This is a genomic window from Paenibacillus sacheonensis (assembly GCF_009909195.1).
Taxonomy (GTDB): Bacteria; Bacillota; Bacilli; order Paenibacillales; family Paenibacillaceae; genus Paenibacillus_Z; species Paenibacillus_Z sacheonensis.
The window spans coordinates 1-26,312 of sequence record NZ_JAAAMU010000024.1; the positions used below are offsets into that span (position 1 = coordinate 1).

Genomic DNA, 26,312 nt, shown 5'->3' on the forward strand with positions numbered 1-26,312 from the left:
TCCGCCGCTAAGCCATCCCCGAAGGAATAACTCCGCTCGACTTGCATGTATTAGGCACGCCGCCAGCGTTCGTCCTGAGCCAGGATCAAACTCTCCATAAAAGACGATTGGTTTGCGTGCACAACCGAGGTTGGACATGCAGCATTCGTCTAGATGAATTCGCTTGGTAGCTCATTCAAAATACTAGCTTGCGAAACGTTAATTTCGCGATTTAAGACCTTTTGACAGGTCGCTCATTGTTCAGTTTTCAAGGAACAAATTGTTTCTTTTTGTCGCCCCAGCCTCTCGGCCGGAATTAGAATATATCATATTTCAAAACCGTTTGGCAAGCTTTATTTTCAAACTTATTTCGATTTCGATCACCGTTTCGACGTGTCCGTCTCGGCCGGAAATAGAATATACCATAGACTCTTATAATTATGCAAGGCTTTTTCGAAATATGTCGAATGGAGTCAGTTTGGAACGCCTGTAACGAAAAACTGACGCCTGCAGCTTACAGGCGTCAGTTTGCCGCTTAGGCATTGGATGGCCGCTTAGTTGAAACTTGACCAAGCCTGCTTACACGATACTGAGCGTGGTTACTCTCTGCTACTGCAATTCCAATCTCCCGTTACTCGAACCGGAACCAATCAAAGTCAGTTGCGCCCGAGAACTCGATGTAGATATCGTGCGTACCGCTCGCGCCGGTCAATGATGTCGACGCTTCGGTCCAACTGCCCCAGCCCCCGGTGGTCGGCGTCGTGAACGTGCCAATTTGCGTGCCCGTTAAGCTATCGAGCCGCACCACCGCCGTCTTCGTCGTCGACTCTCCGTTCGCGAACCGGAACTTCAGCGCCGTTAACCCGCTTCCCAGATTCACGCCGCTGTATTTCACCCATGAACCGGCATTCAAGCCGCCGATCGTCGAGCCGTAGTTCGAAACGCTATTGCTGGCGGAATAGCTTTCCGCTTGAACGGTGACGGGCGTTGGCGCGGTTACGCTGTCCTCGAAGCGGAACCAGTCGAAATCGGTCATCCCGGAAAACTTGACATAGATGTCATGCGTGCCGCTTGCGCCGGTCAAAGCGGTCGTCATCTCCGTCCAATTGCTCCAGCCGCCGGTCGGAGGGGTGGAGAATGAACCAATTTGCGTGCCTGTCAGGCTGTCCAACCTAACCTCGGACGTCATCGCTGCCGTATGGCCGTTCGTGAAGCGAACCCGCAGCGTCGCATAGCCGCTGCCCAGATTCACGTTGCTGAACCTAACCCAATCTCCAGCCCCAAGATCGCCGATCGTCGAGCCGAAATTCACGATGCCGTTCATATCGCTGTAGCTTTCCGCTTGCAGCGTCACGGACGTCGCACTCGAATTCGTATAGGCTGCCGTCGATACCGCCGACTGCAGCATGCCCGCTTTCGTCGCGATCGCTTTGACGGTCTGGGTCGGTGTCACGGTCAGCGGCCCCATGTAAATCGGCGAGGAAGCGGTCGGCGTCGTGCCGTCCGTCGTGTAACGAATCGTCGCCCCGGCCGTGGACGAAGCGATCGTCACCGTCTGCGGCGAGGTATAGGCGCCGGCTGCCGGCGTGAACGCAGGAGCTGCCGCCGTTGATTGGGACGCCGCGGCCCCCGAATTAGTGACGTTGTACGTATTATGGGAACCTGTATCCCTGACGAAGCCGCCGGTCACGTTGGCCGTTTTGTTGTTCGCCATGACGGTACCATAGCTGCTGTGGGTCAATGTGACTGCGTATTGCTTGTTGCGGACCGTGTTGTCCTCGACGATCGTGTTCGTCGTATCTCCTGCTGCGCTAACGTCGTTGTTGCCGTCGTAATAGCCTATATCCGCCGTGGAGATGTAAATGCCGGTATTATAAGAAGGCGCCTCGGTGATGCTGTTGCCGACCGGCGTTTCGTTCGTTCCGGTCAGGTCGTTGTTGCGGAATTCGTTCGCAAAAGCTTGAATCGCCAAGTAATGGCCGCCTCCGTTATCGAAACGCTCGGAAGCGACGCCTACGCCGGAGTTCTTGCTCAGCTGCGACACGCCGGTCAGGACGTTGCCCGTCACCCGGTTGTAGTAATTCGGCGACAGGTTGGACTCGTTCGCGTTCTTGACGTTCACGCTCCAGATGAAGACGCCTTCGGAATCGAGGAATTTATTGTCCGCCACGACGCTGTCGTAGGCGTTGCCGAACAGCCAGATGCCTTTGTCGTTATCGGTAATCGTATTGTTGTAGGCCGTCGTGTTCTCGTTTGGCGTAATGAGCGTCCATTTGCTCGTGCTGTCCGGCGTCTTGTCCCAAGCCTTGTCGATCGTGATGACGTTGCCGGAGATGCCGGTTACTTTGCGCAGCTGGCCAAGTCCCGTTCCGTCGATGATCTGGATGGCCGGATAGCTGTACATGGCAATGGGCATCGCGAGCGTACGATCCGCGCTAACGGTGACGCCCAGACCGCTGGCCGAGCTGACCGTGCCGTAGTTGAAGTAGCCGTTGGGCGCTTCCGACATGATCGCTTCGCCGTCGTTCTCGTGCCCTACGACAAGTCCGCTCACGACCGAGCGCATACCGACGATCTTGTTGTCGGCAACGTAGTTGTTGGCGCGAATCGACAGCCCGTGCTTCTCCGCGTTGACCGCGTTGTGCCCGACGATCGTATTGCCGGTCGCAACGTAGTATTCCGCCGTATTGATGTAGACGCCGAAGCTGAATTCCATATACGAGTTCGTAAACGAAGAATACTGGTTCACGTAGTTGTGGGCATAACCCGCAAAGCCCCTAAAATCGCTGTCCGCGACAAGGAAGCGCTCCTTGCCCAGCGTCATCATCGGGAAGCCGCGCTGCCCGTCGACGCCGTTCGTGTCGAGCGTATAGTCGATCTTCACGCCTTTGATGAACATTTGCTCTGCCGTGCGTTCCGCGATATTGCCCGCCGGATACGTCGGATTGCCGTTGGCGTCCGGAACCATCCACGGGGAGCCGAGCTGCAGGAAGAAGTCCGGACGGCTGTTATGGCCGGGCGCAAGCGTCATCGTCAGATTGGCGACGCCGACTTGGCCGTAGTTTGTCTTGCTGTCGATGGCGGCGATTCCATTGGCCGTGCCGATGTACTGCAGGATCGTGCCGGCGCGGCTTTGTCCTCGGAGGACGACTTTGCGCGCGAGATGCAGGGAAGAGATGCGGTACGTGCCGTCCGTCAAGTAGACGATGCCGCCGTTCGGATTGGTGCCTGCGTCATCGATGGCGGCTTGGATATGTGCCGTCTCGTCCGCGCCGCTGTTCGGATTCGCGCCGTACGAACTCGCGTTCACTTGATTGGCCCAGTTGAAATTCCCCGCCCAAGCCACGCCCAGTCCGAGCGGATCGCTGCCGGCGGAGACGACTTGCAGCTGCTGGCCGCTGCTCGGCTTGCTCCAGTGCACGCCGTTGTCATTGGATACTTCGACGTCATACGTACCGGCCGGCGTACCCGAAGCAATCGCGAACTCGGCCATGTAGGCGTTGCTCGAGACGATCGTCTGATTCACGGTCGTCGATGCATTCTTCAGACGAACGATCGTCTGATTCGATGCGCCGAACTCGGAACCCGCGAAGTTGCGGCCTACGACCGTGATCTTCTGACCGGCCCATGCCTGCTTCTCGGAAATCCATTGCGCACGCGCCGCGTTCAGCTTGGCGGGCGCGCTCCAGCCCATCGCGTTCTGTACCCACACGTTATAGACGCCCGATGCCGCGCCGCTCGGCATAACGACGGTCACGTAATTCCCCTTGCCGTCGCTTTGGATGATGGCCGGATGCAGAGCGTCTCCTGGCGGCGTCGCCGGCGAGGCGTTCGTCGTATCCAGCTTGATGGCGACGTCCTGCGAAGCCGACGTAATGTCCCAGCCGCTGATCGTGAATGTCTTGCCGGCCTGCACCGCGTCCGATATGCGCTGAATTTTCGGAGGGTCCGCGGCATAAGCTTCCCGGGCGCCGAGCACGGACGCGAGGGAGAAGAACATGACGAGGACCAGTATTTGGGACACGCTTTTCTTTAAGGAACGTTTAGCCATAAATGAGTACATGAAACAGCCTCCTAGTCAAAAGTAATTAAGATGATAAATGATCCGATTGCCTGAAAGCGAGCTTCCCGGCCCTTCTCTGCTTCACCTCCATTGCACGCGCTAGTTTGAATGCGGTTACAAAAAAGCAATAGCTAACCTTAGAACGACCTAAGTCTATCACCCCATTCATCCCCAGAAATACTTCAATAACAGGAAAAGCGGCTCTGAATTGCGGATATTCCGACTGGAATCGATGACAAAGAGGCGTCTGCGGGAAATAAAATGACGGACGACATCATGCTGCCCATCCTTATTCTCCTTCACAGCTTTACCTTATGAAGAGATGAACGTACGCGACTAATAGCAAAGCAACTGCTGAACCCGAACCATAGCGACGATGATTTCCAAAAAACGTTTCCGTTTCTCGCAAAAAAAACCGGCGCCTGTGGAGTACAGACGCCGATTCCTCACTTGACTATGTTTCATATGATCCCGTTGAAGCAATATCATCTTGCTGTGTCTATGTCTTGTTGCATAAGTTATCCTTCGTAGGCACCGTTCAATGCGGCAAGATCGAATTTCTTCATCTGCATAAACGCCTTCGTGACGCGCTCTATTTGCTCGGGCGTCCCGTTCTTCATCATCTCGTCCATCGCTCTCGGCACGATTTGCCACGATAAGCCGAACTTGTCCTTCAGCCAGCCGCATTGCTCGGCTTCCGGAACCGCGGAGAGCTTGTCCCAATAGTGATCGATCTCCGCTTGCGTGTCGCAGTAGACCATGAAGGAGACCGCTTCGTTAAATGCGAAACGATGCTCGTGCGCGCTGTCCATCGCGGCCAGCCACAGATCCTCGAGCCGGAAGTCGGCGAACATGACGCTGCCTGCTTGGTCGGGCTCCATGCCCGGCGGATATTTCACGATATTTCCTTGCTTGGCGTTCGCGAATACGGAGACGTAATATTGGATCGCTTCCTCCGCTCGGCCGCAATTGTCGCCGACGAACATCATCGATGGCACGATCGGCGGTCGCTCCTCGCCGTCCGGATTCGTCAGCATGAGCTGCCAAGAGACGCCGAACTTATCCTGAATCCAGCCATAGTGTTCGCTGAACGGATACTTGCCGAGCGGCATCAAAGCCATACCGCCGTCGGACAGCTTGTTCCACGCCTCATCGAGCAGAGCGACCGCATTCGGCTCCCGCGACGGGTCGAAATTCACGATGAAGGACACCGAGGGATTAAGCTTGAAGATCGGGCCCGCGCTGATGGCCGCGAACTTCTGCCCCCACACCTCGAACGCGACGATATCGCTGTCTCCCGACGGCGTGCCGTGAATCGTCGTGACATTCGTCACTTTGGAATTCGGAAATACGGATGCGTAGAGCTCGGCTGCCGCCTTCGCTTCCTTATCGAACCACAGATGCGGAACGATCGTTTGCCGGGTTGTCATTGGAATGCCTCCTTTTGGTTCTTTTACCCGTTATTGCGGGGGATGTTACTATTATTTTCGATACGGGTCGGATGAAAACCTGCATCGTCTCGCGTTGGGAAGCTGCTTTCGAGTTGGCTATTGCAAGCAGCAAAAAAGAGGAGCAGCCGCCCCTCTTCGTTAATTGCGCCTTATACCGTTACTTGCTCGCCTGAGCGGCCGATAGGTCTAGGACTTCCCGAATTCCTTCGTCGCCGTGTCCAGCATGTCTTTCCAATTGGCGAAATCCGTCTCCCTGGCGACATGCCGATCGAACAGCTCGTCAGGGATGTTCTGAACGTCTTCCCGCGTGTCCACTTGGAAGTTGCCCTTCGTCAGAAACTCCGAGAAGCTGTTCAGCTTGGAGTGCTTCGACATGAACGCATCGTTAAACAGCTGCGCGAGCGGAGTATGTTCGGGATCTTCTTGAACGGTCTTCTGGCCTTGCAATTCCTTCAACAATTCATCAAATGGCATCGGTTTATTCTTTCTCAAACAATCACTCCTAGATTTTAGTGAAATCAACTTCCTTATTGATCAGTCAGCCAGCTTCTTAGTGGAACAAGGCGCTTCGAAGCACGTGAATCCAGCACAAATCGATTATACATCTATCTATGCCTCCGGATGAAGATTCTATTCAACCTTCGCCTTAATCTCCGTTATCCGGCTAGCCAAATCCACCTGTTCTTGAACCAGCGCGACGCTTTATCGCTCCTGTCCGGCTCTTCTCCCGCCATGACAGACCTTCCACTATCGTATTCTACCATACCAATGCTCGCCTGCACTCGTAAAGAAATGAATTCCTATTTGCAATAAAAAAATCCAGCCCCTAAGATATGCGGTTGCTCCGTATTGTCCGCAGCGATTTCGGCGCCAGCGCGGCTTCGCCTCTGCCCGATATGATTCCGGCTTGGATTGTATGCGTAAACTGTTGGTGATGCCGGCCTTCACCTATTCTATTCAGATGCCTCTGCCGCGTTCACGAACGAAGCGACGCGCCCGTCGATTGAGCCGGAAACACTATTTGAGTTCAAGCCATGCATTAAGAATGGAGAAGGTCCATGGGGCAGGCTACCCATCCCGCCTATTCTCAGGACGTACGAAGACGCAGCTCATAGAAATACTGCACCGCCGGATGCCTCGCCTTCATCTTGTCGGCCATGTTCAACAGTCGCTTCTTGCCCACTCGTCTGTCCACCAAAGCTAGAATGTTCAATAAGATATCCTGGCTCTCTAAGCTTTCCTCGATCGGAGCGGATAGATACTTCGTGGCCGCAGCAGTAAAATTCGATTTGCTTAATGCTGCTTGTGCCGCCATCACTTGCTTGGCATACTCCAATTTCTTTCTGCTGTATGCAATGACTTTCAGACGATCCTCCGGAATAGGCCCCTTGGACTCTTTTCGGACCGCTTCGATATCTTCCTTGCTGATCGGAAGCTGGATCTCGGAATCGTTCTTAATCTCCAGCTCCGTCTGATACCATCGGATTCCGTTCGTTGCATCGCTCATATTGAGCACGTTCTTGTTATCTACGGCAATATAACAATGCCCTGCTTTATCGGGTAAATACCGGTAGCTGGTCGAGGTGTACTCGACTCGTCCAAGCAGCGCAGGACTGAGAAAGCTCTCCAGATTTTGTTTCAGTTTGCTCCAGGCCATAGGGTTCTCCTTGTTCTGCAATAAACTGCCTGCGGGGCAGTCGGTTTAATTATCTATCATACAACAAACCTCGTCGGTTCTCTATGTTCGTATGACAAACCTCTATCAATGAAGCGAGCGCTCATCATATTAATTGGTTTCAACATCGTCCCATCCAATACGCATACGACTTCTTAAGTATAGATTAAAAAAGCCTGCCTTTTCAGCAGACTTTGTTGATCTATCTATGCAATGGATGTAACTCCTATTCAACGCTCGCCTTAATCTCCGTCACCCGACTAGCCAAATCCACCTGTTCATGATCGATCGTGACGCTTACTGCTCCTGCCCGCCGCTTCTCCCGCCAAGAGAGAATCTCTTCCTCGGACTGCAGCTTCAGCTCGGCAATCTCCTCCGCTCGATCAAACACATATTTCGACGTGCACAATAGCTTGTAGATTCCGCGGCCCCCTGGACGTATCGGAGTTGCCCGCTTCATCCATCGCTCCACCGTGAACTTCACGTACAGCTTCTCTTCCGTCCCTGGCCTCGCCGGAAGCTCTTGGATCTCATGCCGCCGCACGACCTTCCAATCTCTGATGCGAGCATACCAATACACGCCTGCCTCCAGCCCAACCGACTTAAACTTGCCGATCGACTGATACAGCGCCACATATTCCAGCTGCGAGAGCAAGGTATGGTCAGCAAAATTCTCCAACGGCACATGATAGAATCCATGCCGCAGCGCCGCATTTAGCTGCTCCGGTTGGCGCAAGGAACCGACCACTACATTTTGCCCGCTCAGCTTATCCTTGTAATACTCCTTCGTTCCTCTCGGGACCGTCGAGCGTTCGTAGGCTTTCTCCGGACTGTCTTGAACGATCTCGTCCAGAAAGGCCTCCATCAGCTTCGTCGCATTCGGCAGAAACGGGAACGCCCCGACGTTGATCAACTCGATGCTTTTATGGAATCTATGCGCCTTGAACTGCTCCTCGTCATGGTACGGGAATAGTACATAAGCGCCGAACATGCTCCGCTCGAACTCTTTGCCCGCGCCTTCCGCATACACTATGGCATCCCTATAACGGTGCATCGTGTTAATGTCCGACTCCTCCGGTCCCGGCGTCCCGTAATCCCGACGATAAGGCGTATCCTCATAGGCCGGATTAAGCCGATACTTGGCATCGAAGATATACTTATATTCCGAGGCGGAGTCGTTCTTCTTCAGCGTTAGCACATTATCCGGCTTCTGCGAGACCGTCGGCGTCTTCTCCCCGCTCGGCAGCGTGTTGTAATAGAGCGTGAACTCCTCGCCGTTCGCCGGATTTCGATAGACCATCTTCGCCTTCTGCGACTTATTCAGCGTCACGAACACGCCTGTCCGATTTACCTTGATGATATCTTGCTTCAGCAGTTCATACTTGCGGCTCAGCAGATCATGGATCTTCAGGAAGCACCAATATTCATAGAGCTGCGCCAGATCCTTCATCGACAAGCGGAACAGGTCGCCTTGAATGGACAGCCCCTTCATCAGCATCAGGTAGTTGCGATAGACCTCCCGATAACCCGGCGCCATCTGCAGCACGAGCGTCACCGATAACTGCCGCATTTCCCGTACTTGCAGAAAATCCAACGCCAGCAGCCGTCCAAGCTGTTTCCCCATCTCGTCCAGCTTGCGCGCCAAGAGCGGATCCTGCAGCCGCCCCTTGTCGATGAGCCGCGTCTTCAATTCCTTCAGCTTCTTCGCAATCCGCAGCAGCACCCAACGGACAAACCGATTCTCGTTCGTGTCATAGTCCACATGCCGCTTCGTCTCGATCGCATGGCTCGGGATGAACTTCTGTCCATTCAGGGCAATAATGCCCCGTTGTTCTTCATGAACGAGGAGATGCGGACGTTTCGTGAGAAAAGCGATATTTTTCTTTCCCGGTTTCTTCACCCGTCCCGCTTCCAAGACCCGGTTCTCCACCTGATGCTTGGCATGCGGCGAGCTGTTGATCCGCTCCACGGCTTGCACCATCTGCCCGAACACATGCTGGAGGATGGAGAAGAACTCCGTCAGGCTCTGATGCCGCGTCTCCTTGATACCCGTGAGATTGTACGTCTTCCGCAGGAAATCGAACGACAGATTATAGATCTGCTGGTTCACGTCGTTCAGAATCATCTGGTAATCCTGCTTGTAATCCATCTTCACCGGAAAGATCTCCAGTTGCAGCTGAAGCACCGTCTGCCCATGCAGCCGAAGCTCAAGATCCGTTAAGCCGACCTCGTTCTGGAAGTTGAGGATCCCGGACAAGATCCGGCTCCCGAGCGGCTTCACTGCTTGCCGGACATGGACATTCTCATGGAAGAAGGTAAGCGCTGGACGGACCGGACGCGAAATGGAAGGCCAAATCGTTTTCATTATTAATTCTGCTAGGGACAGATTATTATTGAATAAGTATTCTGACCCAATAAATTCAAAACGAGTTCGTAGTATTTATACAGTAGCGATGGAATTCTATCGCGGAGGAAGGTTATCCGAACCACTTGCTCCAAGTAGAGGAACCAAAAACGTAACCATCGCTCACGGTCATCCGCAAGAATACCCCGTTCATCCGTGATCTTCGGTAATTCTGTAATTTGTGGGACTATCCACTAACTGACTACTTTCTATTGACCAGTTCACAGCAATCGTCGTATATACTCTCTTCGTAGGCCTTAAGCTATTGAATGGGTCATTAAAGAGAGTTACGAATGGACTCTCGTTAATATTACGAATTAAGACCAGTACGTATTTTTGTCGCAATTCACTAGCAATGTTCCATTCCTTATCAGTTAAGCTTATTCCACCATCATTACTCAATAGTCCTTTGATTTCGAATCGATAATTTGGTTCGTCTCTCATTTCAAAATCATAACCGCATCCGTCATGTCTCTTATCAATTAGTTCTCCGGATAGATTATTAATTTGGCCGGATTGAAAGAGATCCAAAAAAATTTCTTCAGCTCTTAGACCAGTTAGGCCTCTCGTTGTAAATGTTCTACTATTTGACTCTTTTTCATCTGAGTCATCTTCAATTACTTTAGTGTATGCCACAAGTTCATTATTAAACTTATCATGCTCAACTGTGTATTTTCCCAAAATATCTTTAACTACAGCAGTTAAGGCAGCTTCGCTAAGCGCTCCGTATTTCTCCACTACTCCAATTCGACTAGGTGAAAGTTCCCTTTGGTACCATCCAACTCTGTTATTCGGATGAAGTGGATCGAAATTCTCCCGCATGTTCTTTATAGTATTTGGTTTAACTGCTAATCTTGTCCCAATTTCCTGAAAAGCTTCAGTAAAATTTTTATAACCAAGGTTAGTAAGCGATTTTCTATCATATTTAGATAGGTAGTAGGAAATAATAAGCGCTAATTTATGGTTAGGTTCCATTTCGTCCTCCAGTTATTTATTAAGCAATACTTTAATGATGTTGTCTAATTTACTTTCATCACATCACCGTTACCACCGGCTTGATTAGTTTTTACCTTTGTGACCTCTCCAGGTAATCCATTAACTTTTGTAACCTCACCAGTATTGTTAAGAGATTTCCTTACAACCATTACCTCCCCAAGGATACTTGGATCTGGTATTTTATCCATTTTCTCTCTAAAACCCGAATAAAAAGTCCGGCTAAGGACCGATATGGCATATTTCTTTTTCATTCCCGAAAAATCAACCTCTACGAAAGGAATTGAATCGGTAGTAACCCCTGTATTTGATATTTTCCCTACTTTTTTAATAATGTTATTAGTAGCTATTTCTGTCATGAGAAAGATATAAGATTCCCCAACTTTATAATCTTGTAGGTGGCTATTAATATCATGGCGTTTCATTTCACACCTCTTCTACTCTTCCCAATTCTCGCGAATTCGAATTTTATCTTTTCCAAAAGGAATAGTCAGCCACTTTCGATTTGAGATATCATAAACTCGTATCTTTAACCAGCCTTTATCCTTATCAACCTGGAAAAACACCTTGAAGTGATTGTTACTACCATTTGGTTTAATTGGCACTTCAACTATTCCAATTTGGTTATCTCCTTGATAAATCCGAAGCTTCATGAATGTCGAAGATTGGTCCATTAACTGGAATGTCTCATATATTCCTTCAATCGTTACATCATCAATCTCTGTATCAGATACTTTTATTCCCTTCTCTATAACAGGAGCAACTTGATTAACAGAACCGTCCCAAATTCCATATGAGATATCAACAATATCCTCAATTTCAGCTGTTATACCATCATCAGTTGAAAACCCAGCAATTGAAAGTCCTCTAGCAACACTAGTTAATGCATCAGAAGATAATTTAACCTTATCAATTCCAAATATCGTCTGTAACATTACTTTGAAAGCCGGTATATAAGATGAGCCTCCTGCCATAACAACCATATCTGGACTCTTAACTCCCGCTTCCTTTAGGCTTTGAAGGACCAAGTCATGTGACTCTTGAAGTTCCTTTGAAATGGCTTCCTCAAATTCCACCCTTGTTATTGTAAGATTAACCTTTAAATTGTCTCTCGAGATGAACAAACTAGAAGTTAACTCAGAAGATAACTCAATCTTGCATCGATCCAAATTTTCGAATAAGTCGACACCTTCACTTGTATCAAAAAGATATTGCAATAAGGTTTCGTTATCTGGCTGTGTCTTAGGCAGATTTAGAGCCTTGGACAGTTTATCATAGCCGTACTTAGGAATAAATACATGCGTTAATAAGCAAGTAGTTAATTTACGCCCTCCTATATGAGCACCATGCTTTGAAAGAACCTCCCCTTCTAAAGTAGCTAAACTTACAACTGTAATATCTAATGTACCCCCACCAAAATCAAATACCAGTACTTTTTGTGGATTCTCTAATTGCAATCCATAATCTAAAGCAACTGCGATTGGCTCGGATAAGAATCGAATATTCCTCTTATTTATCCCTTCTGCTAAACCAGATTCAATTAATGCTTGAAGAAGCCTTTCCTTCTCGACATCACCAAACCCAACAGGAACACCAATGACAATACCATCTGGTTTATTATGAGGGACAGAGTTAATACTCTCTTTCATTCTACTAAATAGTATGGATGCTAGTTGCACAGGGTTGTACTCCGCCCCCTTTCCAAAACGGATGCTATAATCATCTCTGTCCAACAACCACTTTACATTATCCACCAACTTATCCGCGGCCATAGAAGCAACATCCATACGAGCACGTCGTCCAACAGAAACTATATTTCCATTACCATCAAACGAAATCTCAGAAGGTATTACCTCTCTTGGCGTTCCATTAGGAGAGAGTATAAAACATTGGGGAGTGTATCTTCCTGCACTAAAAACATCCGTTCTCATTAGAGCAATGGAACTATTGGTAGTACCGAAATCAATTCCGTAACTTGTTCTAGGCATCTTGGTCTACTTCCCCTGTCTTATTATTGGACTCAACACGTGGATAATCTATAATAAATTCAATATGATCGGATCCATTACTTTTCAGTCCAAGAGATTTTAGAATAAATGGCGCTTCTCCAGTCCCATCCTTAATATGGATGCCCCTTTCAATGTCTACTATCGACCCTAACTTATGAAGTTCCTCTATAGGCATCAATCCGCTTCGGGATAACTTTCTCCTCAACATTTGGACAAAATGAATAAAGTAATTATCCTGATTGCCACTTCTAATTAAGTCTGCAGCTTTGGTTTCCATGGTTCGAATAATGTCTTTTATGGACTCACCCAACTCCTGCAATGTGTAGATCTTTTGCTTATCAAGCAATCGATCCTTCTCACTCAATTGCAATGATATATCTTTATTGATCGCAGCCATTTCTGCAAAACGTTTAGTTAGCTCTTCAACAAAAAGTCTGGCACCCTGTCCTTTTAACCTATGTAGGATCGGTTTAACTAGATAATGCTTATTTTCAATTAAGGAAATCAGTAAATGGGCTGCTTCTACAGACACCTCAGAATGGGAATGATTAGAAAGTTTTATTAAACCATTAATAGCCTGTTCACTCTCACCATTTGAGAGCAGTACATTTACTAATTCAACTAAAATATTGCTTTCTGATTGTAGATAAGGATAGTAATCGAAGTATCGCTCTATTAGGTTTAACTTCAGTAAAATTTCAGACAATTCTGCCGGACTTAACTTTCTTTTATAGCATAAAGTTGAGGCTCTAATTAACATGGCATTCTGTGAATCTAATCCGAAAGCTTGGTGGACTATTATCAAATTATCAACAATCTCCAGAAGACTGGTTTTATCCTTTGCAGAATTGATCCAAATCAATAATAGTTCATCTGCATCAGATAAACACTTTTGTCCATTAATTATTTCTAGTTTAGAATCAGTAGATGCAGTCAAAAAAACCACATCTTCAGAGTTAATACTTATAGTTTCTAACCTATTTTCAATATCTGTTTGAGCGTTACGTTTCTCATCAACTGGCCACTCAACCAATTTCGATGGTTCTATATGTAAATTTTCAGAATGTGTACTCTCTAAGATCGGCTTATATTCTGTATTAATTTTAGTTGTGTGTTTCTCCTCTTCTAGTCGCTCAACCAATTTTACTGGTTCTATATCCTCTACCGAGTCTAGAATTTCTGACAATATCCCGCTATACCGCGCGACCCATTTCTCTTTGGCTAATTCCGTAATTTCATCATATTCCTCCTCTAACAAAAGCCTTAATTTCTTTTTATGCTTTGGGGAGAAAAGTATTTCCTTAAGGGAGTTTTCCTCGGTCTTGATAAGTAATTGACCAAAGAAAAATTCAGGAATCAGTATATCAGGTGTTGGAAGCTTTAACTTATTCCTCTGGTAAAAGCATGCATATAGCCCAGGAGCAAATACTTTAAATTCTAAATACATTTTACTTCGGTTGTAATCATCCCATAAATACTGGCCCAGAAAGTATGCTAAATCACTTTCCGCAATAGATACAATTCTAATAAATTGCTGTGTCTTCGTACTCCAAAACTTTTCTGAGACAAGGTGCTTTGCGAAAACCCTTTGTTTTTCGCTATCCTCATCTTGCATTATTGTGTGAACAAATACGTTAAAATCTTCCACATTCATTTCCTCAATAAACTTTGTAACTTCTGTTGGCCGTTCAAAATTTGTATATGCTGCAGTTGCATCCATCCTTGTCCGTCTTCCTCCCCATTGTTCATCTATAATTATCCTACCTCATAATGAATGCTCAATCTTTGAGTTTTGTCACCAATTAATTGATCATCCAAGCTTGGACATACTGAATATCTTTAATAAGATAAATGCCCCTCCTTCGCCCAAGTATTTCTAGCCTCGAGGTAAGCTCATCAACAAGCCCAATTAATAAAGCTTCTTTATTTATACATAGTTCTGCAAAACCTTTACCATCATTAGTCTCACTGTATATGCGATAAAAGGCATTACTTATTAACGAATGAGCCTCATCAAACAAAGAAATCAGTTGTGATGCACAATTCATCGCTTCCGCAGAAAGCCCTTTCAAACGCTTGTTTAAGTAGTCTATTTGAAATTCAACTTCTGCTTTTGCCTCCATCAATTCCGATATTGTATGTTTTCGATTATTTTTAACTGTATCGTTAATAGTCATTTCTTGCTGTAACTTGTGGACAGAAAGTTGATCATAAACTTGGGAGAATTTCGTTTGACCCGAATTCCATCTTCTTGATAGTCCGTAAGCCCCTGTAATGGTTTGTTGGACGTAATCATCTTTATCAGTAGTCATTTTTCATCCCCTACTACCACAACTTAATAGTTAAATAGTACCACACAGTGCTTTTTCTAGTAAAACAATTTAAATATTGACTTCTAACACTGTGGTAGAGAAAAAGGGACCATAAACAATGGTCCCTTACTTAAAATTTATTCAATTATAGGTTGCTAGTAATCGTTATTCACTCAAACTAGAATAAGGATAATTGTTTTTGTTCTTCATGCTTCAGCATTAAACTCACATGCCTTGCAATTTCTTGAGCCATTAGGGGTGGAACAGCATTACCAATCTGGGTTAAAACAGCCGTACGCGGTCCCTCAAAATAAAAGTCATCAGGAAACGATTGCAGCCTCGCGGCTTCTCTGACCGAGAGGGATCGTCTTTGGGATAAATCTGGATGAATATAATAATGGCCATCTTTTGCAATATGTGCAACGACAGTATGAGAAAAATGAACATCTTTCCCCACGACTTTATACCTATCTAAAAAAGAACTCAGATTTTTATGCGTTCTGAGCTCTTCAGGAACATCAGTGTAGACTAATCTTTTCTGCGACTCATTCCACAGTTCAATAGCCATTGCATAGATTTTTCTATCCCGTTCATTATGGACTCTGGTTAGATGTTGAGTTAAAACATCATGTTCATCTCTTATTTTACTTTCACGAAGATACTGTGTAGGCTTTGTTAAATATATATTGTTTTCTTCTCCAGGTTCTAAGCTCGGTAAATCACTCAGTACATCATTTACAAAATATTTTTGAGGAAGCTTTTTAAAAACCGGATACTCATAATCAAGATTGTCCTTCCAACCTATTAGAATAACTCTTTGCCTATTTTGCAAAACATTAAAATTTACTGCATTTAATGTTTCAGCTTTTATCTCATAACCAGATTTTCTCATGATTTCTTGAACATCTTTAAACAGTGTCCCTTTGGCAGCATTCAATATCCCAGGAACATTTTCAAACACAAAAATATCCGGATCATACCGTTCAAGAAACTTAACATATTGCTTGTAAAGGTAATTCCTTGGATCATGCTCTTTTCCATAAGGATCCCTTGCCCTTCCCACTAAAGAATACGCTTGGCAAGGAGGACCTCCAATAATTACATCAACTTTATCTTTCTGACCTGTTTTTCTAATCAAATTAGCATCGATGATACTAAAAATTTGCTCGATGCTTTCGTCGCTTATTTCACTATTCATAACTGCAGCAGCTTCTTCTTCTGGCAGTGTATCATATAATTGCAGTTGTGAAAGTTCTCCACGAAGATAATTGTTATATATTTGTCCTTGCTCGTTCTTCTTCAGATGATAATACGCTGCCCGAGTTTTGAGTGTTAAGGCTGCATACTTGTTCATCTCCACATGAGCAATGGGCTCGAATCCTTGACGTATAAAACCCTCCGACAATCCCCCTGCCCCTGCAAATAGATCGATGAAATTCATATTGTCTGTCCCCTATCAAATATCATTACAATAAGTATACTAGTCTATCGAAATACAGAGAAGGGACAAACTACAATGCCAACAATGTCTCAATCCCCATATCACGGAAGCCAGTCCAACATTCTTCTTTTTTACACCACTCTGTAATGTTCTCTTGATTTGGAGGAGTCGTAATGTGCGCATAGGCGGCTTTAATAACAATTTCCATAGTATCTATCATAGAAGAAGGCACAGCTTGTTTCTGCCATATATTAAGTAGGTCTGTCTCTTCAAGCATTTTATATGATAACCAAGCCATAGTATAAGTAACAATATTTGCACGGTACTTTGTGGTTACTAACTTATTTATAGTGTTAAATATGATTGCTTTAGCAATAGTATTATAAAAGTAATTTTTATCAATGTTCTCCAATTCAATATCATCAAGTGATTTAGAAAACGCCTCAAAGTTTTTCTGATTCCCCCTGCTTACAACATGCGGAAGCTGATCCCAAGAGTGAAGAAATTTCGCCAAATCTGTCTTTGTAAATAATTGTTCTTTAGGATAATTCTCATCAAATAACTTCTTCTTAGCATTCGTGCCCGCTTTCCCTTTCATATCCAAATACTGTCCACGAGCACGCTCATAAAACCATTTGCTTTGACGGTAACTCCCATCAGTTGCCGGCGCCCACAAATCCCTGGATAGGGCTTCCAACTTCCTGTGGTACGGATTGTTTGAATAAAAATCCGCTGTTTGAATTTTATTCTGGTTGTTCGCGCACATTGAAATGATTGGCACCATTTCATCCATCTTTTCGGATTCTTTAATAACTGTAAGCTTCATTTGGACAAAAACTTTCGATATATCAGCTTTATCCTTTTTAAAGGCATGGTAAATCGATGCAGTAGTCTGCCCTCCATTTACTACTTGAAAGTCTTTTATTACTTTTATTGATCGAGATTCTTTATCTTCATTTACTGACATAAACTCCACATGCTCGGCAGTTGCTGATAGTCCGTTGTTATACGCTAAGAACATATGAGGTTCCCTCAGTATGGTCTTTCTGATCTCACGATTTACTCCTCTAACTTGCAAGAATGATCGCACATTTCGTTCGATTAATCGCTCACCATATTCTTCATAAATCATAGCCAGTAATTCACCCGGTACAATTAAAAGATAAGATTCATAGTCATCGTTAGCACTTGGCATTTGCAAGCAAGGCAAAGAAGTTTCATATTTTTCAAACAGATCAATGGTAACAGGTTCACGTTTTTTATCAGAACTCTTTAAACGGTACAATCGTTCTAAATCCCACACGTGGAAAGTAACTTGTATTCCATCAACATCCAGATCTTCAAGGTTGATTGTTTTAGTAATTCCATCCGTAAAGAAATATATACGAATAATATCTATTTCTTCTTTTTCGTCGTTGATTTTCTTTGCAATTTCATACTCGTCTGTTCCTTTTTTGAGCGCATGATGTAGTCCTGACAAACTTTTCTTCAGAAAATTAAGACATCGCTTTATGACTGGTTCCCATTCAGTTTTATGTATGCTAATTGGCGGAACGATCCTAGTTTGTAAACTGACAACAAGATCTATACCTTTATGAGCGCCGTCATCATGTATTGAGTAACCATTTAATTGAATACCAGTTCTCTTATATTCACATAATTCAATTGGTCCTATCTCACCAGCTTCGTAGATATAACCATATATCACGTCAGTAAATGTTGTTACTGAATTAGCTTCATTTCTTGCAGCAGCTACTCCTTCAACGTGATCTTTAAACTCCACTGCAAAATCGCGCAATCCTTGTTCCATTAAACCCACACTTTTCTCATGAATTTTTAGGTTATTAATTAATCGACAATTTCCCTTATAATTCTTATTCTAACATAAAAGCTGCTCTGAAAATGATATCCGAATGTGGAACAAGTACCATTATATTGAAGCTTTGCAGAGTAATAAAATGAAAGCAGTCCTCATATCCAACTCCATGAAGACTGCCCGTTAACAAATATATTAATTAGTGCTAATTTCGGTAGACCAATAACTTACATCTAACTCTTTAATGAAACTTGAGGGAGCTTTATTATCATAAACAACCATTAACCCTCTCATTGCTCGGGTGATACCAACGTACAGTGTCCTCCTGGAAACTTTTACGGTTTCTGCAATATCATCTTCATCCATTTTATCTAAGATCCTCGGAAAATCTTTATCAATCCCAGCAACACAAACTATCGGAAACTCAAGTCCTTTTGATGCTGACATAGTAAGAACCTTCACTTCGTCTGATTGGAGATCTAGCTGACTCCCCCGAATATATTTGCACGGTAGTCCAACTTTTGTGATACCTTCCGATATTTCGCGTCCTACTGCGGAGGAGGGAACAAGGATTGCAGCAGATGAAGTCTTTAGTCGAAAATGCTTACTCATTTGCTTTATAAATTTCACAATCAAGTCGTACTGTTCATTCTCTGAATTGTAACCAAACAATAATGGTTGTGGGCCAGATTGACTGGATCGCAACATTGATAAATCTTGGTCACCGCTTCCCGTAGATTTCAGGAAATGACTAGCAGCATCTGAGATTTCGCGGGTTGTACGGTAATTCCTTCGAAGGTTTATTGCCCTACCACGAAATTGTAGTTTATCATGCACTTCACTCCAGGAAAATCCTTTATAATATATAGATTGTGAACCATCTGCTGTAAGATAGATTCCTTTGTTACTTTTGGAGAGCTCAACTAATAATGAAAGACCCGTAGGTGTCAAATCTTGAGCCTCATCGATAATTACTGCATCATACCTGTCCTTCCACACACCTGATATTACCAACTCAAGCGCTTGGCACCGAGTAGCCGAAATAGTAGTAAGATTACGTTCCTTAAGCAAAGAACAATATTTTTGATAAACGCCCCAAATTAGTGCTTTGGTCGATTTAGTCAGAGCTGTTCCCCGACCAACTCTACTGACATTTAAATATGTCTCCAGAGTTTTTATATCGCGCCCCTCAATTACCCACTCAATTTCATCCAACAAGTAATCAATACGGTATCTGCTTAAAAGTTCATCATTACCTAATGATTTGACCGAATGCTCCATCATAATCTTCTTCTGATTTTGATCAGCCACTTCCAAAGACTTTCCAGCAGTTCTCACAATATTTAACGCTATTTCATCTGCTGTTTCAATTGTGACACTGGATATCCTGGTCCTTAGTAATTGCTCAAGTAATTGCTCAGAGAATCTTGCTAAAGCTGGTGTATATGTAGTAAATAAAATTTTACTATTCGATTTCCCTTGCTTCCCATAATAGTCAAGGAGGGATCTAACACGATATAGAGCAATCGTTGATTTCCCTGTTCCTGGACCACCTTTTATTAAGGCAGGTCCTTGTAGTGCCCAATCAACCAATCTTTCCTGATCTGCATCTAATCTAAGTAAAAATCCTAGCAGATCGCCTTCCTTATATCGAATCAGATCATTTGTGTCGAATACAATTAAGTCTGGTTGTTGCATGATTTCTTCAACAGGTCTCGGAAATAGATTATCTACAATACGCTCGATATATTCGTCAGGTATGTTCAGTGTTAATAGATCATCTTCCGAATTACATGACTCTAAACCAATATGATATTCACTAGGAATCCTTAATTGGGCTAGCCATTCGCTTGTTATAGATTTCGGTAAACGATTATACGTAATATCATGGTGAATGTTTAATCTTGGTTGTTCATATCCCGCAGCGACTTCTTCATCAGAATCAATTTCTGCATCTATTCCTAATTCTGCCGGTTCTTCATAATTAATGCCCTTTTGGTAAGCATTTTTACGGGAGCGAATACTTAACAGCCGTATCCAATTACCTCCAAAAGAATAAAACAATCGAAAATCGCCTACTCTGAGTCTGTAGACATCATCCCACTTATTTAGTTTCTTTTTCAAATGACCATCAGGTATCGGGTTTTGAGCTAGGAAATTTATTTTCTCCCATACCTGCTCGCCCATCTGAGATGGAAGAGCGTGCAATTCACGCAAAAAAGATGGCTTAATATTAATATCTCTTGATAGATTCATTGTCTACTCCTCCACACGCTGCAAAATTCCTGACTTCTCAAGCGAAAAGAAATGATCAGCCAATTGTCGAGCTGTTCCACCACTTACCCTCGCCCCAACTTCTATATTTGACTGCAACCCATGATATGTCAGATTAGCAGATGTTACTAATAGATCCTCTTGATCTATTAATAACATCTTTGCATGCAAACTTGCCATATCATCTCCCGGCCTCCCAGCCCATCTCAATAAAATGGGAGAAGGGAGCGTTTTAGGCCAAATCGCCTTTAAGTTCTTGTAATTACTCCCGTCATCATGCAAGGCTATCTTCACCTCGCATCCGCGTTTTACAGCTCCCAACAACTTTTCTAGAACTGTCATCTGGGAAGCCCCTCCAGTTGTAAGACTATAACCAACAAGGAGTATCTTTTTATGTGCGGACTCGATCATTTCTTGCAATACCGCAAGTGTACTTCTAACATTTGCTCCAGTTGGTGGATAGGGACCAGTCCATACAATGTCGATCTTTGGCATTTGACTAACAAGCTGATTACGCGTTCTAATAGCTGTCCGAAAGGCAAATATTATGGAGTCACTCTTTAATTCACTAATTCTCCAAGCATCTATCAGATCAGACAACAGTAATGGTGATATCAATTCTCCGTCCAGATATGTGGAAAAATGATATGCTGATGAGATACTTTCAAGTGAAATTTTCGGCAGCACTTCTAATAATTTAGTAATTGCTGACTCAGTACTTTTATTTACTATCCGGGATATTGCTATCTCCAAAGCTTTCAGATTACTCGTCATTCTTGGTTAAAAAAAGCTAGTGACTGATCGGATACTGTAGGTACTATAAACCCACGATCGAGGAATCGATTGGATTTTTCACACGATGTTTCAGCTGCAAGTTGACAAGCGTGACAAGCAGCTCCATTAAGGTCACCAATTGCATCAGGCTTATGTTCTGAACAAAGTGGATCCCCTGAACAAAACTTTGCATCTTCAAGTGCATGAAAAAGAATTTCTTCAAATCTGTCAGTCTTCCCCAGTTCGACTAACCCTCCAAGACTACCTTCTGAATCAGGTGTCGCTGTATAAATTAGTACACCAGCCATATTCTGACCGTCTTTCTTTCGGGAATATATTCTCTCTCTTAATGATGTTGACGAATATCCTGAACTGAAACACAATTGCCGCATTAGAGCATGTGATAAGGTATGAAGGAGTACATATCGTGTTCCTGGGAATTCAACTGTATTCTCCATGTTACGATCTTTGCAATATCTCTCAAACTCCTTAGCCATGGGAATAGAGTTGGAGTCCGAAAACTTTTCCTTCTCCCATGCAGACAAAGCGTCCTCATGTAAAGTTATAAAGATACCCTCACCTCTTGTTACTATTCCCGGGCGCCAATTTTTTCTTGACTCACTAATTGATGCCTTAAATGATTCTTTTACAGTATCATCTTCTTCCCCTACAGAGGTAATATCCGGCAATGGCTCAATTCGGCTGAATCCATCAAGCACACGTACCTCCGTCAGTCTTCGCACCATAATCAATCTGCCTATCCTCTTACTAAATCTATCAGGCACTTGCTGTTCTTCAGTTTCAAACTCATACTCCGTATCGGCTTCACCACCGCGTAACAAAGCTTCCCATTCCGGATAGTAGAGGTCCTGCTCTTCTCCGCTTCCCAAACCTCGTTGTTGCAGAATTGTTCCCCATATTTCATCAAGGTCAAACTCCTTGAAGGTTGGAAACAGGTCATCTTCGATGTACATTTTCAATTTTTCCTTCGAGTCTACCTTTCCAAGTCGATCCATCTCTTCTGCAACATCTTGATGAATAGTGGATGTGTATGGTGGAATTGATAGCGCACTCTGAACTACTGGAAAGTATAAGTTGGAAGCACCACGAAGTAATGCACGTGACTTTTCGGTGCACTCTTCTTTACTCCACGGCCCAATCCATTGCTTATGGCCTCGACATGAAGGTAGTCCAACTCCCATGAATGCATCTTCCAATGTCCTCTTTTCCTCACACGATTTGCACTCAACTTCCACGTCTGCAATAGATCCACTTACACCTTTATCATTAAGGAATAATGAACCCTCACAATCAAAATTCCCTTTTTTAGAATGCACATAGAAACTCCAAGGAAAATCATCAATGTGTCCTCTAGGGCATGCAACTAGGAAACGTGCAGGAAATACTTTCGTATTCTCCTCACAGTGGCAATACGCAATTTGAGAATCAGGATCTAGCATAAACTCTTTAAACTGAGACAGCTTTCTACATTTGGGACAAACCATAAATCTCGGAAAGCGGTATGCAGGTAACGTTCCCTGTTTGCTATCCTGCTCCCACTGAAGTGACGGTGGAGCGTAGATTCTGCTGATATTCAGCTTCCTTTGCAACCTCGGTTCCTTAATTACTTCGCATAACTTCAAATTCCAATGGTCAGTGCTAGATATAATAACCGAAAAATCTGGCAAGTCCATAATTGCTCCTGGACCAAATGTAGAAACCAACTGACTGTTTCTAACTTCACCAACTTTACCATTCATGACTGCTACTCCTTTAGATATATTCCTACAGATTTTTCTACGTCTCTCATTGAGTTCGGAACACCAAAAATAGCTCCCTTTGGCTTTTCCCCCAAGGAATACATCAACTTTGGTTTCTTTAATGCTCGATCGTAAACAAGTGCACTTTCCATAGTTTTTGATTCCCATTCATCAATGTATCTTTGCAAGTGCTCGTTGACCTCTTTAAATTTTCCCGCTTCAATATTCCCAACCCTTTGTTTGAGGTATTCCTTCATTTCAGATACCAAATGATGATTGGGTTTAAATTTCTTTGCCTGGTCTCGTTTTGCAATACCAGGAATATTTAATCTAGACATCATCACCAAAGTTGCTGAGAGTGCTCGATCCCTTGCCCTCGATGAAAATGGCGTTACACTAATAGCCTCAACATACCTGTAAAGTGCAGAATGGTAAGAGCCAAAGCGTTCATAATGAGAAACGTCCCGCGGTCTTGCCCAGTTGTATACAGTGAAAACCAGGCCAGGATACTCACGTCCAACTCTACTAGTTGCCTGAATGTATTCAGCTGTTGTCTTTGGTTGTCCGGTTACAACCATAAGCCCCAGTCGACTTACGTCTACACCAACTGATATCATATTACTTGCCAATACAACATCTACCGGAGCAACACCAGGATCTTTTGAATAAAATGGTTGTTCTAACCTTTGAAGTAGTTCAGGGATTTGACTTGAGTCTACCCGACTTGTCAACTCCGGTGCATTTTCCCGTAGAACCCTTGCCTTATACTCAAAGCGTTGGCCTTTTATGCGCTTAGATAAAACATTTATTCGTGCCTTAACATCGTCCTCAATCAAACGTACTGCTCCTCCAAGTTCTCGCAGACTATTAAAATATCCAACAAGAGTCCGATAGGGATCTAAACTTTTTTCATCTTCATTGATAGCATCCGTTGCAGCGAGTAAGGCAGCATAGACTCTAACTAGCGCAGTCTTTATACTTCTACCAGGAGCAAATATTCCAACATAAGTTCTCCCCGGTGTTGTCCTCAGTGACTGCTCAACCGAAAAATAAGAGTCACCTGCTAATAGACCTGGACTCGGAAAAATAGCGGGTTTTCTTGCAAACAAGGACAATATTTGTTCTCTCGCTCTACGAATAGTAGCTGTTGAAGCTACCACTTTTGGACCTATTCTCTTACCCTCAATTTCTCTACCTGACAAATAATCAATAGCTGTCTCATAGAGTCCTACCATAGTTCCTAGCGGCCCTGCAATCAAGTGAAGTTCATCTTGTATGATTAAATCAGGTGGCAACAAAGGCCTATTATCTACAAAGTCCCCGGCTGGAGGGTTACTCTTTAGTACAGATCTCCTCCATCCTTCTGTTGTTTCATCAGCCCCCTCAGCAGTGAAACCCCAATATTTCGTTTGTCCTTTAACTTTACCTACTAAAGATTGAGTCTCGGCTACCCAAGGCATTCTAGCAAACTTATCTACAGTTCCAATAATCATTGTCGGTAACAGCCTATAAATCTCTTCATCAGATACAACTGCAGGTATCCCTTCAGGATTTTTGCTCCTGTGAAAAACACATGCATCTCTCGAGCATCCAATGATAACTCGACGCAATTTACGATTTGCATAATAGTTTTTCCTTTTCAATTCGGCACCACACCACGGGCAGGAAACTAGTTGAACAGGTGTAGTTGAAGATGAGCTATATGTTTTTGATGAGAGGACTTCTTCGCACTTGTCAAAATCATTGGGAGTGTTCTTACTACCTACCCAAAGTCCGATTCGAAAAGGTTCAGCTCCCCATTTCTCCGGATTTTCATTTCGAATAACTTCACATGCACAAATAAGTGTAGATGCCCTTTGAAATTGTTGTATAGTCAATAGCCGAAGTGTGTATCTCATCAAAACAGTAACCCCTGCATCACCTCTCATAGCATCATGTTCTTTTCGTAGCCTTCTGATTGCTATTACAAACGCCGCTAAGCCCAAATATGCTTCGGTCTTACCGCCACCTGTTGGAAACCATAGCAAATCAGCTATCTGCCTATCAACGTGAGTAGGTTCTACAATTCCCGTGATTGACTGCAGAATAAAAGCAATTTGAAAAGGTCTCCATTGTGATTTTCTAGTAGGATCAGGCCCATTAGACCAGTCTTTTTGTTTACTAGCAACTCTCGCCCACATGCTCTGAGCCCTTTGCATAGCCATACTCCGATTGGCGAAACGGAAGGCTTCAAGAACATGCCCGTTGTCTTCACTGGATCTTATTAGATCAAGTCCCTTTCTCATACGATTCAAGGACTCCCGACAAGACTTTAAATGCTCAGTTGCTGTTATTTTCAACTCGCCATCCAGAAGATCGCTTGCATCTTCTTGCTCCCATATCCAATTATCATAATCATCTAGAAGAGGGTTTAGTAAGTCATGGATAGCATCACCGTCTTCAGCCTGTGCCAAATCCATCATATCCATTGAACCCTCGCCTTCCCAGTTAGGAGGAATTACTCTTGGAATTTCATGTACAGGCATAATCACGGTTTTTAGTTCACGCGCATTTTGATTATCTTCACTAACCTCTCCCCATATTACGGACACTCCATGACCAACAGCAAAGACAGTCTGATTCCGATAAAGCAATTCATCAGCTGCGACATCAGGATATTTTGTTTTCTGCTTGATAACCAATTTTCTAACAGAGAAAGGGTATGTATCCTTTTTCCCGAATAGCCTTATCTCAGGTTGAAATAAGCATAGCTCATCTTTAGACCCCTTTTCGGGTAGTGGATTACGATTAACTAAAAATAGGCTAACTGCGTGGCGATTATGAATATCATTCATCGGCCTTGAAATGAGTTCCAGAAAAACCCCACTATTTACTGTTAAATAGGATCTGCGTACTCCATCTGCCGGTAACACATCCAAACTAATCATATTCACAACATGATTTCTCTTCCACAGGGGGTTCTTTCTATCGCCCTCTTGTACATATTGACCCCAATTCACTTCCATATCCAACTGTCTTACGCCATTCTCGACAACGAATGATAATCCAATAGACGAAGGCTTCATGGCCTGCATAAGCGGAGCAGTACGTTCAGGTGCTCCGGATTCCTCACCTTCCTCCTCAGTCACGACTTCTTCGTCATCCTCTTCCTCTACCTGAGAACCCATTGGCCAAATAATCCCGGTAAGATAACGCTGAGTAGGAGATTCATTGAGCTCTTCTTCGTTATAATTCGGTCCTACTAATTCAAGATTCATGCGTTCAATCAGTTCATTTCGAATACTAACCATTGTTGATTGACCCATATTTGCACCCCATTAAATCTTGGAATAATTAACATCCTTGTGATTATTAACATTCG

The 26,312-nt window shown here is 44.3% G+C and carries 16 protein-coding genes and 1 rRNA gene; all 17 read right to left on the reverse strand.

Annotated features, from left to right (window positions below; all coding sequences use genetic code 11):
• Positions 1 to 101: ribosomal RNA gene (locus GT003_RS28170) — 16S ribosomal RNA — on the reverse strand; the annotation flags it as partial.
• A gap of 509 nt (positions 102 to 610) precedes the next feature.
• A complete protein-coding gene (locus tag GT003_RS28175; protein WP_161704291.1) occupies positions 611 to 4,042 on the reverse strand; it encodes a carbohydrate-binding protein in 3,432 nt (1,143 codons plus the stop codon).
• Between the two features lie 518 nt (positions 4,043 to 4,560).
• Entirely contained in the window at positions 4,561 to 5,472 is a 912-nt protein-coding gene (locus GT003_RS28180) for a VOC family protein (protein ID WP_161704293.1), read from the reverse strand.
• 207 nt (positions 5,473 to 5,679) lie between these two features.
• Positions 5,680 to 5,967, reverse strand: a complete 288-nt coding sequence (locus GT003_RS28185) for a hypothetical protein (protein WP_161704428.1) — start codon at positions 5,965 to 5,967, stop codon at positions 5,680 to 5,682.
• A 613-nt stretch (positions 5,968 to 6,580) separates the two neighbouring features.
• The gene (locus GT003_RS28190; protein WP_161704295.1) at positions 6,581 to 7,150 is read right to left on the reverse strand and encodes an SF0329 family protein; all 570 of its coding nucleotides are present in this window, start codon (positions 7,148 to 7,150) and stop codon (positions 6,581 to 6,583) included.
• Positions 7,151 to 7,394: 244 nt separating this feature from the next.
• A complete protein-coding gene (locus GT003_RS28195; protein ID WP_161704297.1) occupies positions 7,395 to 9,533 on the reverse strand; it encodes a restriction endonuclease-like protein in 2,139 nt (712 codons plus the stop codon).
• 189 nt (positions 9,534 to 9,722) lie between these two features.
• On the reverse strand, positions 9,723 to 10,547 hold the full coding sequence (locus GT003_RS28200) for a protein NO VEIN domain-containing protein (protein WP_161704299.1): 825 nt from the start codon (positions 10,545 to 10,547) through the stop codon (positions 9,723 to 9,725).
• Between the two features lie 44 nt (positions 10,548 to 10,591).
• Positions 10,592 to 10,990, reverse strand: a complete 399-nt coding sequence (locus GT003_RS28205) for a hypothetical protein (protein ID WP_161704301.1) — start codon at positions 10,988 to 10,990, stop codon at positions 10,592 to 10,594.
• Positions 10,991 to 11,002: 12 nt separating this feature from the next.
• Entirely contained in the window at positions 11,003 to 12,553 is a 1,551-nt protein-coding gene (locus GT003_RS28210; protein ID WP_161704303.1) for an Hsp70 family protein, read from the reverse strand.
• Positions 12,546 to 14,294 (reverse strand): hypothetical protein, encoded by a 1,749-nt coding sequence (locus GT003_RS28215; protein WP_161704306.1) that lies wholly within the window; start codon positions 14,292 to 14,294, stop codon positions 12,546 to 12,548. The genes GT003_RS28210 and GT003_RS28215 overlap by 8 nt, the downstream gene beginning before the upstream one ends.
• A gap of 82 nt (positions 14,295 to 14,376) precedes the next feature.
• A complete protein-coding gene (locus GT003_RS28220) occupies positions 14,377 to 14,886 on the reverse strand; it encodes a hypothetical protein (protein WP_161704308.1) in 510 nt (169 codons plus the stop codon).
• Between the two features lie 178 nt (positions 14,887 to 15,064).
• The gene (locus GT003_RS28225; RefSeq protein ID WP_161704310.1) at positions 15,065 to 16,327 is read right to left on the reverse strand and encodes a DNA cytosine methyltransferase; all 1,263 of its coding nucleotides are present in this window, start codon (positions 16,325 to 16,327) and stop codon (positions 15,065 to 15,067) included.
• A gap of 70 nt (positions 16,328 to 16,397) precedes the next feature.
• Entirely contained in the window at positions 16,398 to 18,137 is a 1,740-nt protein-coding gene (locus GT003_RS28230; RefSeq protein WP_161704312.1) for an AIPR family protein, read from the reverse strand.
• Positions 18,138 to 18,338: 201 nt separating this feature from the next.
• The gene (locus tag GT003_RS28235) at positions 18,339 to 20,399 is read right to left on the reverse strand and encodes a 3'-5' exonuclease (RefSeq protein ID WP_161704314.1); all 2,061 of its coding nucleotides are present in this window, start codon (positions 20,397 to 20,399) and stop codon (positions 18,339 to 18,341) included.
• Between the two features lie 3 nt (positions 20,400 to 20,402).
• Positions 20,403 to 21,170 carry a phospholipase D-like domain-containing protein gene (locus tag GT003_RS28240; protein ID WP_161704316.1) on the reverse strand — a complete coding sequence of 256 codons (768 nt, stop codon included), beginning with the start codon at positions 21,168 to 21,170 and terminating at the stop codon, positions 20,403 to 20,405.
• 17 nt (positions 21,171 to 21,187) lie between these two features.
• Positions 21,188 to 22,951, reverse strand: a complete 1,764-nt coding sequence (drmB, locus tag GT003_RS28245; RefSeq protein WP_161704318.1) for a DUF1998 domain-containing protein — start codon at positions 22,949 to 22,951, stop codon at positions 21,188 to 21,190.
• Between the two features lie 5 nt (positions 22,952 to 22,956).
• A complete protein-coding gene (drmA, locus tag GT003_RS28250; RefSeq protein WP_161704320.1) occupies positions 22,957 to 26,256 on the reverse strand; it encodes a DISARM system helicase DrmA in 3,300 nt (1,099 codons plus the stop codon).
• Positions 26,257 to 26,312: the final 56 nt, after the last annotated feature.

Coding starts and splice junctions, on each gene's coding strand:
- GT003_RS28180 (WP_161704293.1), bottom strand. CDS start 5,472: ATGACAACCCGGCAAACGATCGTTCCGCATCTGTGGTTCGATAAGGAA.
- GT003_RS28205 (WP_161704301.1), bottom strand. CDS start 10,990: ATGAAACGCCATGATATTAATAGCCACCTACAAGATTATAAAGTTGGG.
- GT003_RS28190 (WP_161704295.1), bottom strand. CDS start 7,150: ATGGCCTGGAGCAAACTGAAACAAAATCTGGAGAGCTTTCTCAGTCCT.
- drmA (WP_161704320.1), bottom strand. CDS start 26,256: ATGGGTCAATCAACAATGGTTAGTATTCGAAATGAACTGATTGAACGC.
- GT003_RS28215 (WP_161704306.1), bottom strand. CDS start 14,294: ATGGATGCAACTGCAGCATATACAAATTTTGAACGGCCAACAGAAGTT.
- GT003_RS28175 (WP_161704291.1), bottom strand. CDS start 4,042: ATGTACTCATTTATGGCTAAACGTTCCTTAAAGAAAAGCGTGTCCCAA.
- GT003_RS28235 (WP_161704314.1), bottom strand. CDS start 20,399: ATGAATCTATCAAGAGATATTAATATTAAGCCATCTTTTTTGCGTGAA.
- GT003_RS28210 (WP_161704303.1), bottom strand. CDS start 12,553: ATGCCTAGAACAAGTTACGGAATTGATTTCGGTACTACCAATAGTTCC.
- GT003_RS28195 (WP_161704297.1), bottom strand. CDS start 9,533: ATGAAAACGATTTGGCCTTCCATTTCGCGTCCGGTCCGTCCAGCGCTT.
- GT003_RS28185 (WP_161704428.1), bottom strand. CDS start 5,967: ATGCCATTTGATGAATTGTTGAAGGAATTGCAAGGCCAGAAGACCGTT.
- GT003_RS28230 (WP_161704312.1), bottom strand. CDS start 18,137: ATGGAACAAGGATTGCGCGATTTTGCAGTGGAGTTTAAAGATCACGTT.
- GT003_RS28225 (WP_161704310.1), bottom strand. CDS start 16,327: ATGAATTTCATCGATCTATTTGCAGGGGCAGGGGGATTGTCGGAGGGT.
- drmB (WP_161704318.1), bottom strand. CDS start 22,951: ATGAATGGTAAAGTTGGTGAAGTTAGAAACAGTCAGTTGGTTTCTACA.
- GT003_RS28200 (WP_161704299.1), bottom strand. CDS start 10,547: ATGGAACCTAACCATAAATTAGCGCTTATTATTTCCTACTACCTATCT.
- GT003_RS28220 (WP_161704308.1), bottom strand. CDS start 14,886: ATGACTACTGATAAAGATGATTACGTCCAACAAACCATTACAGGGGCT.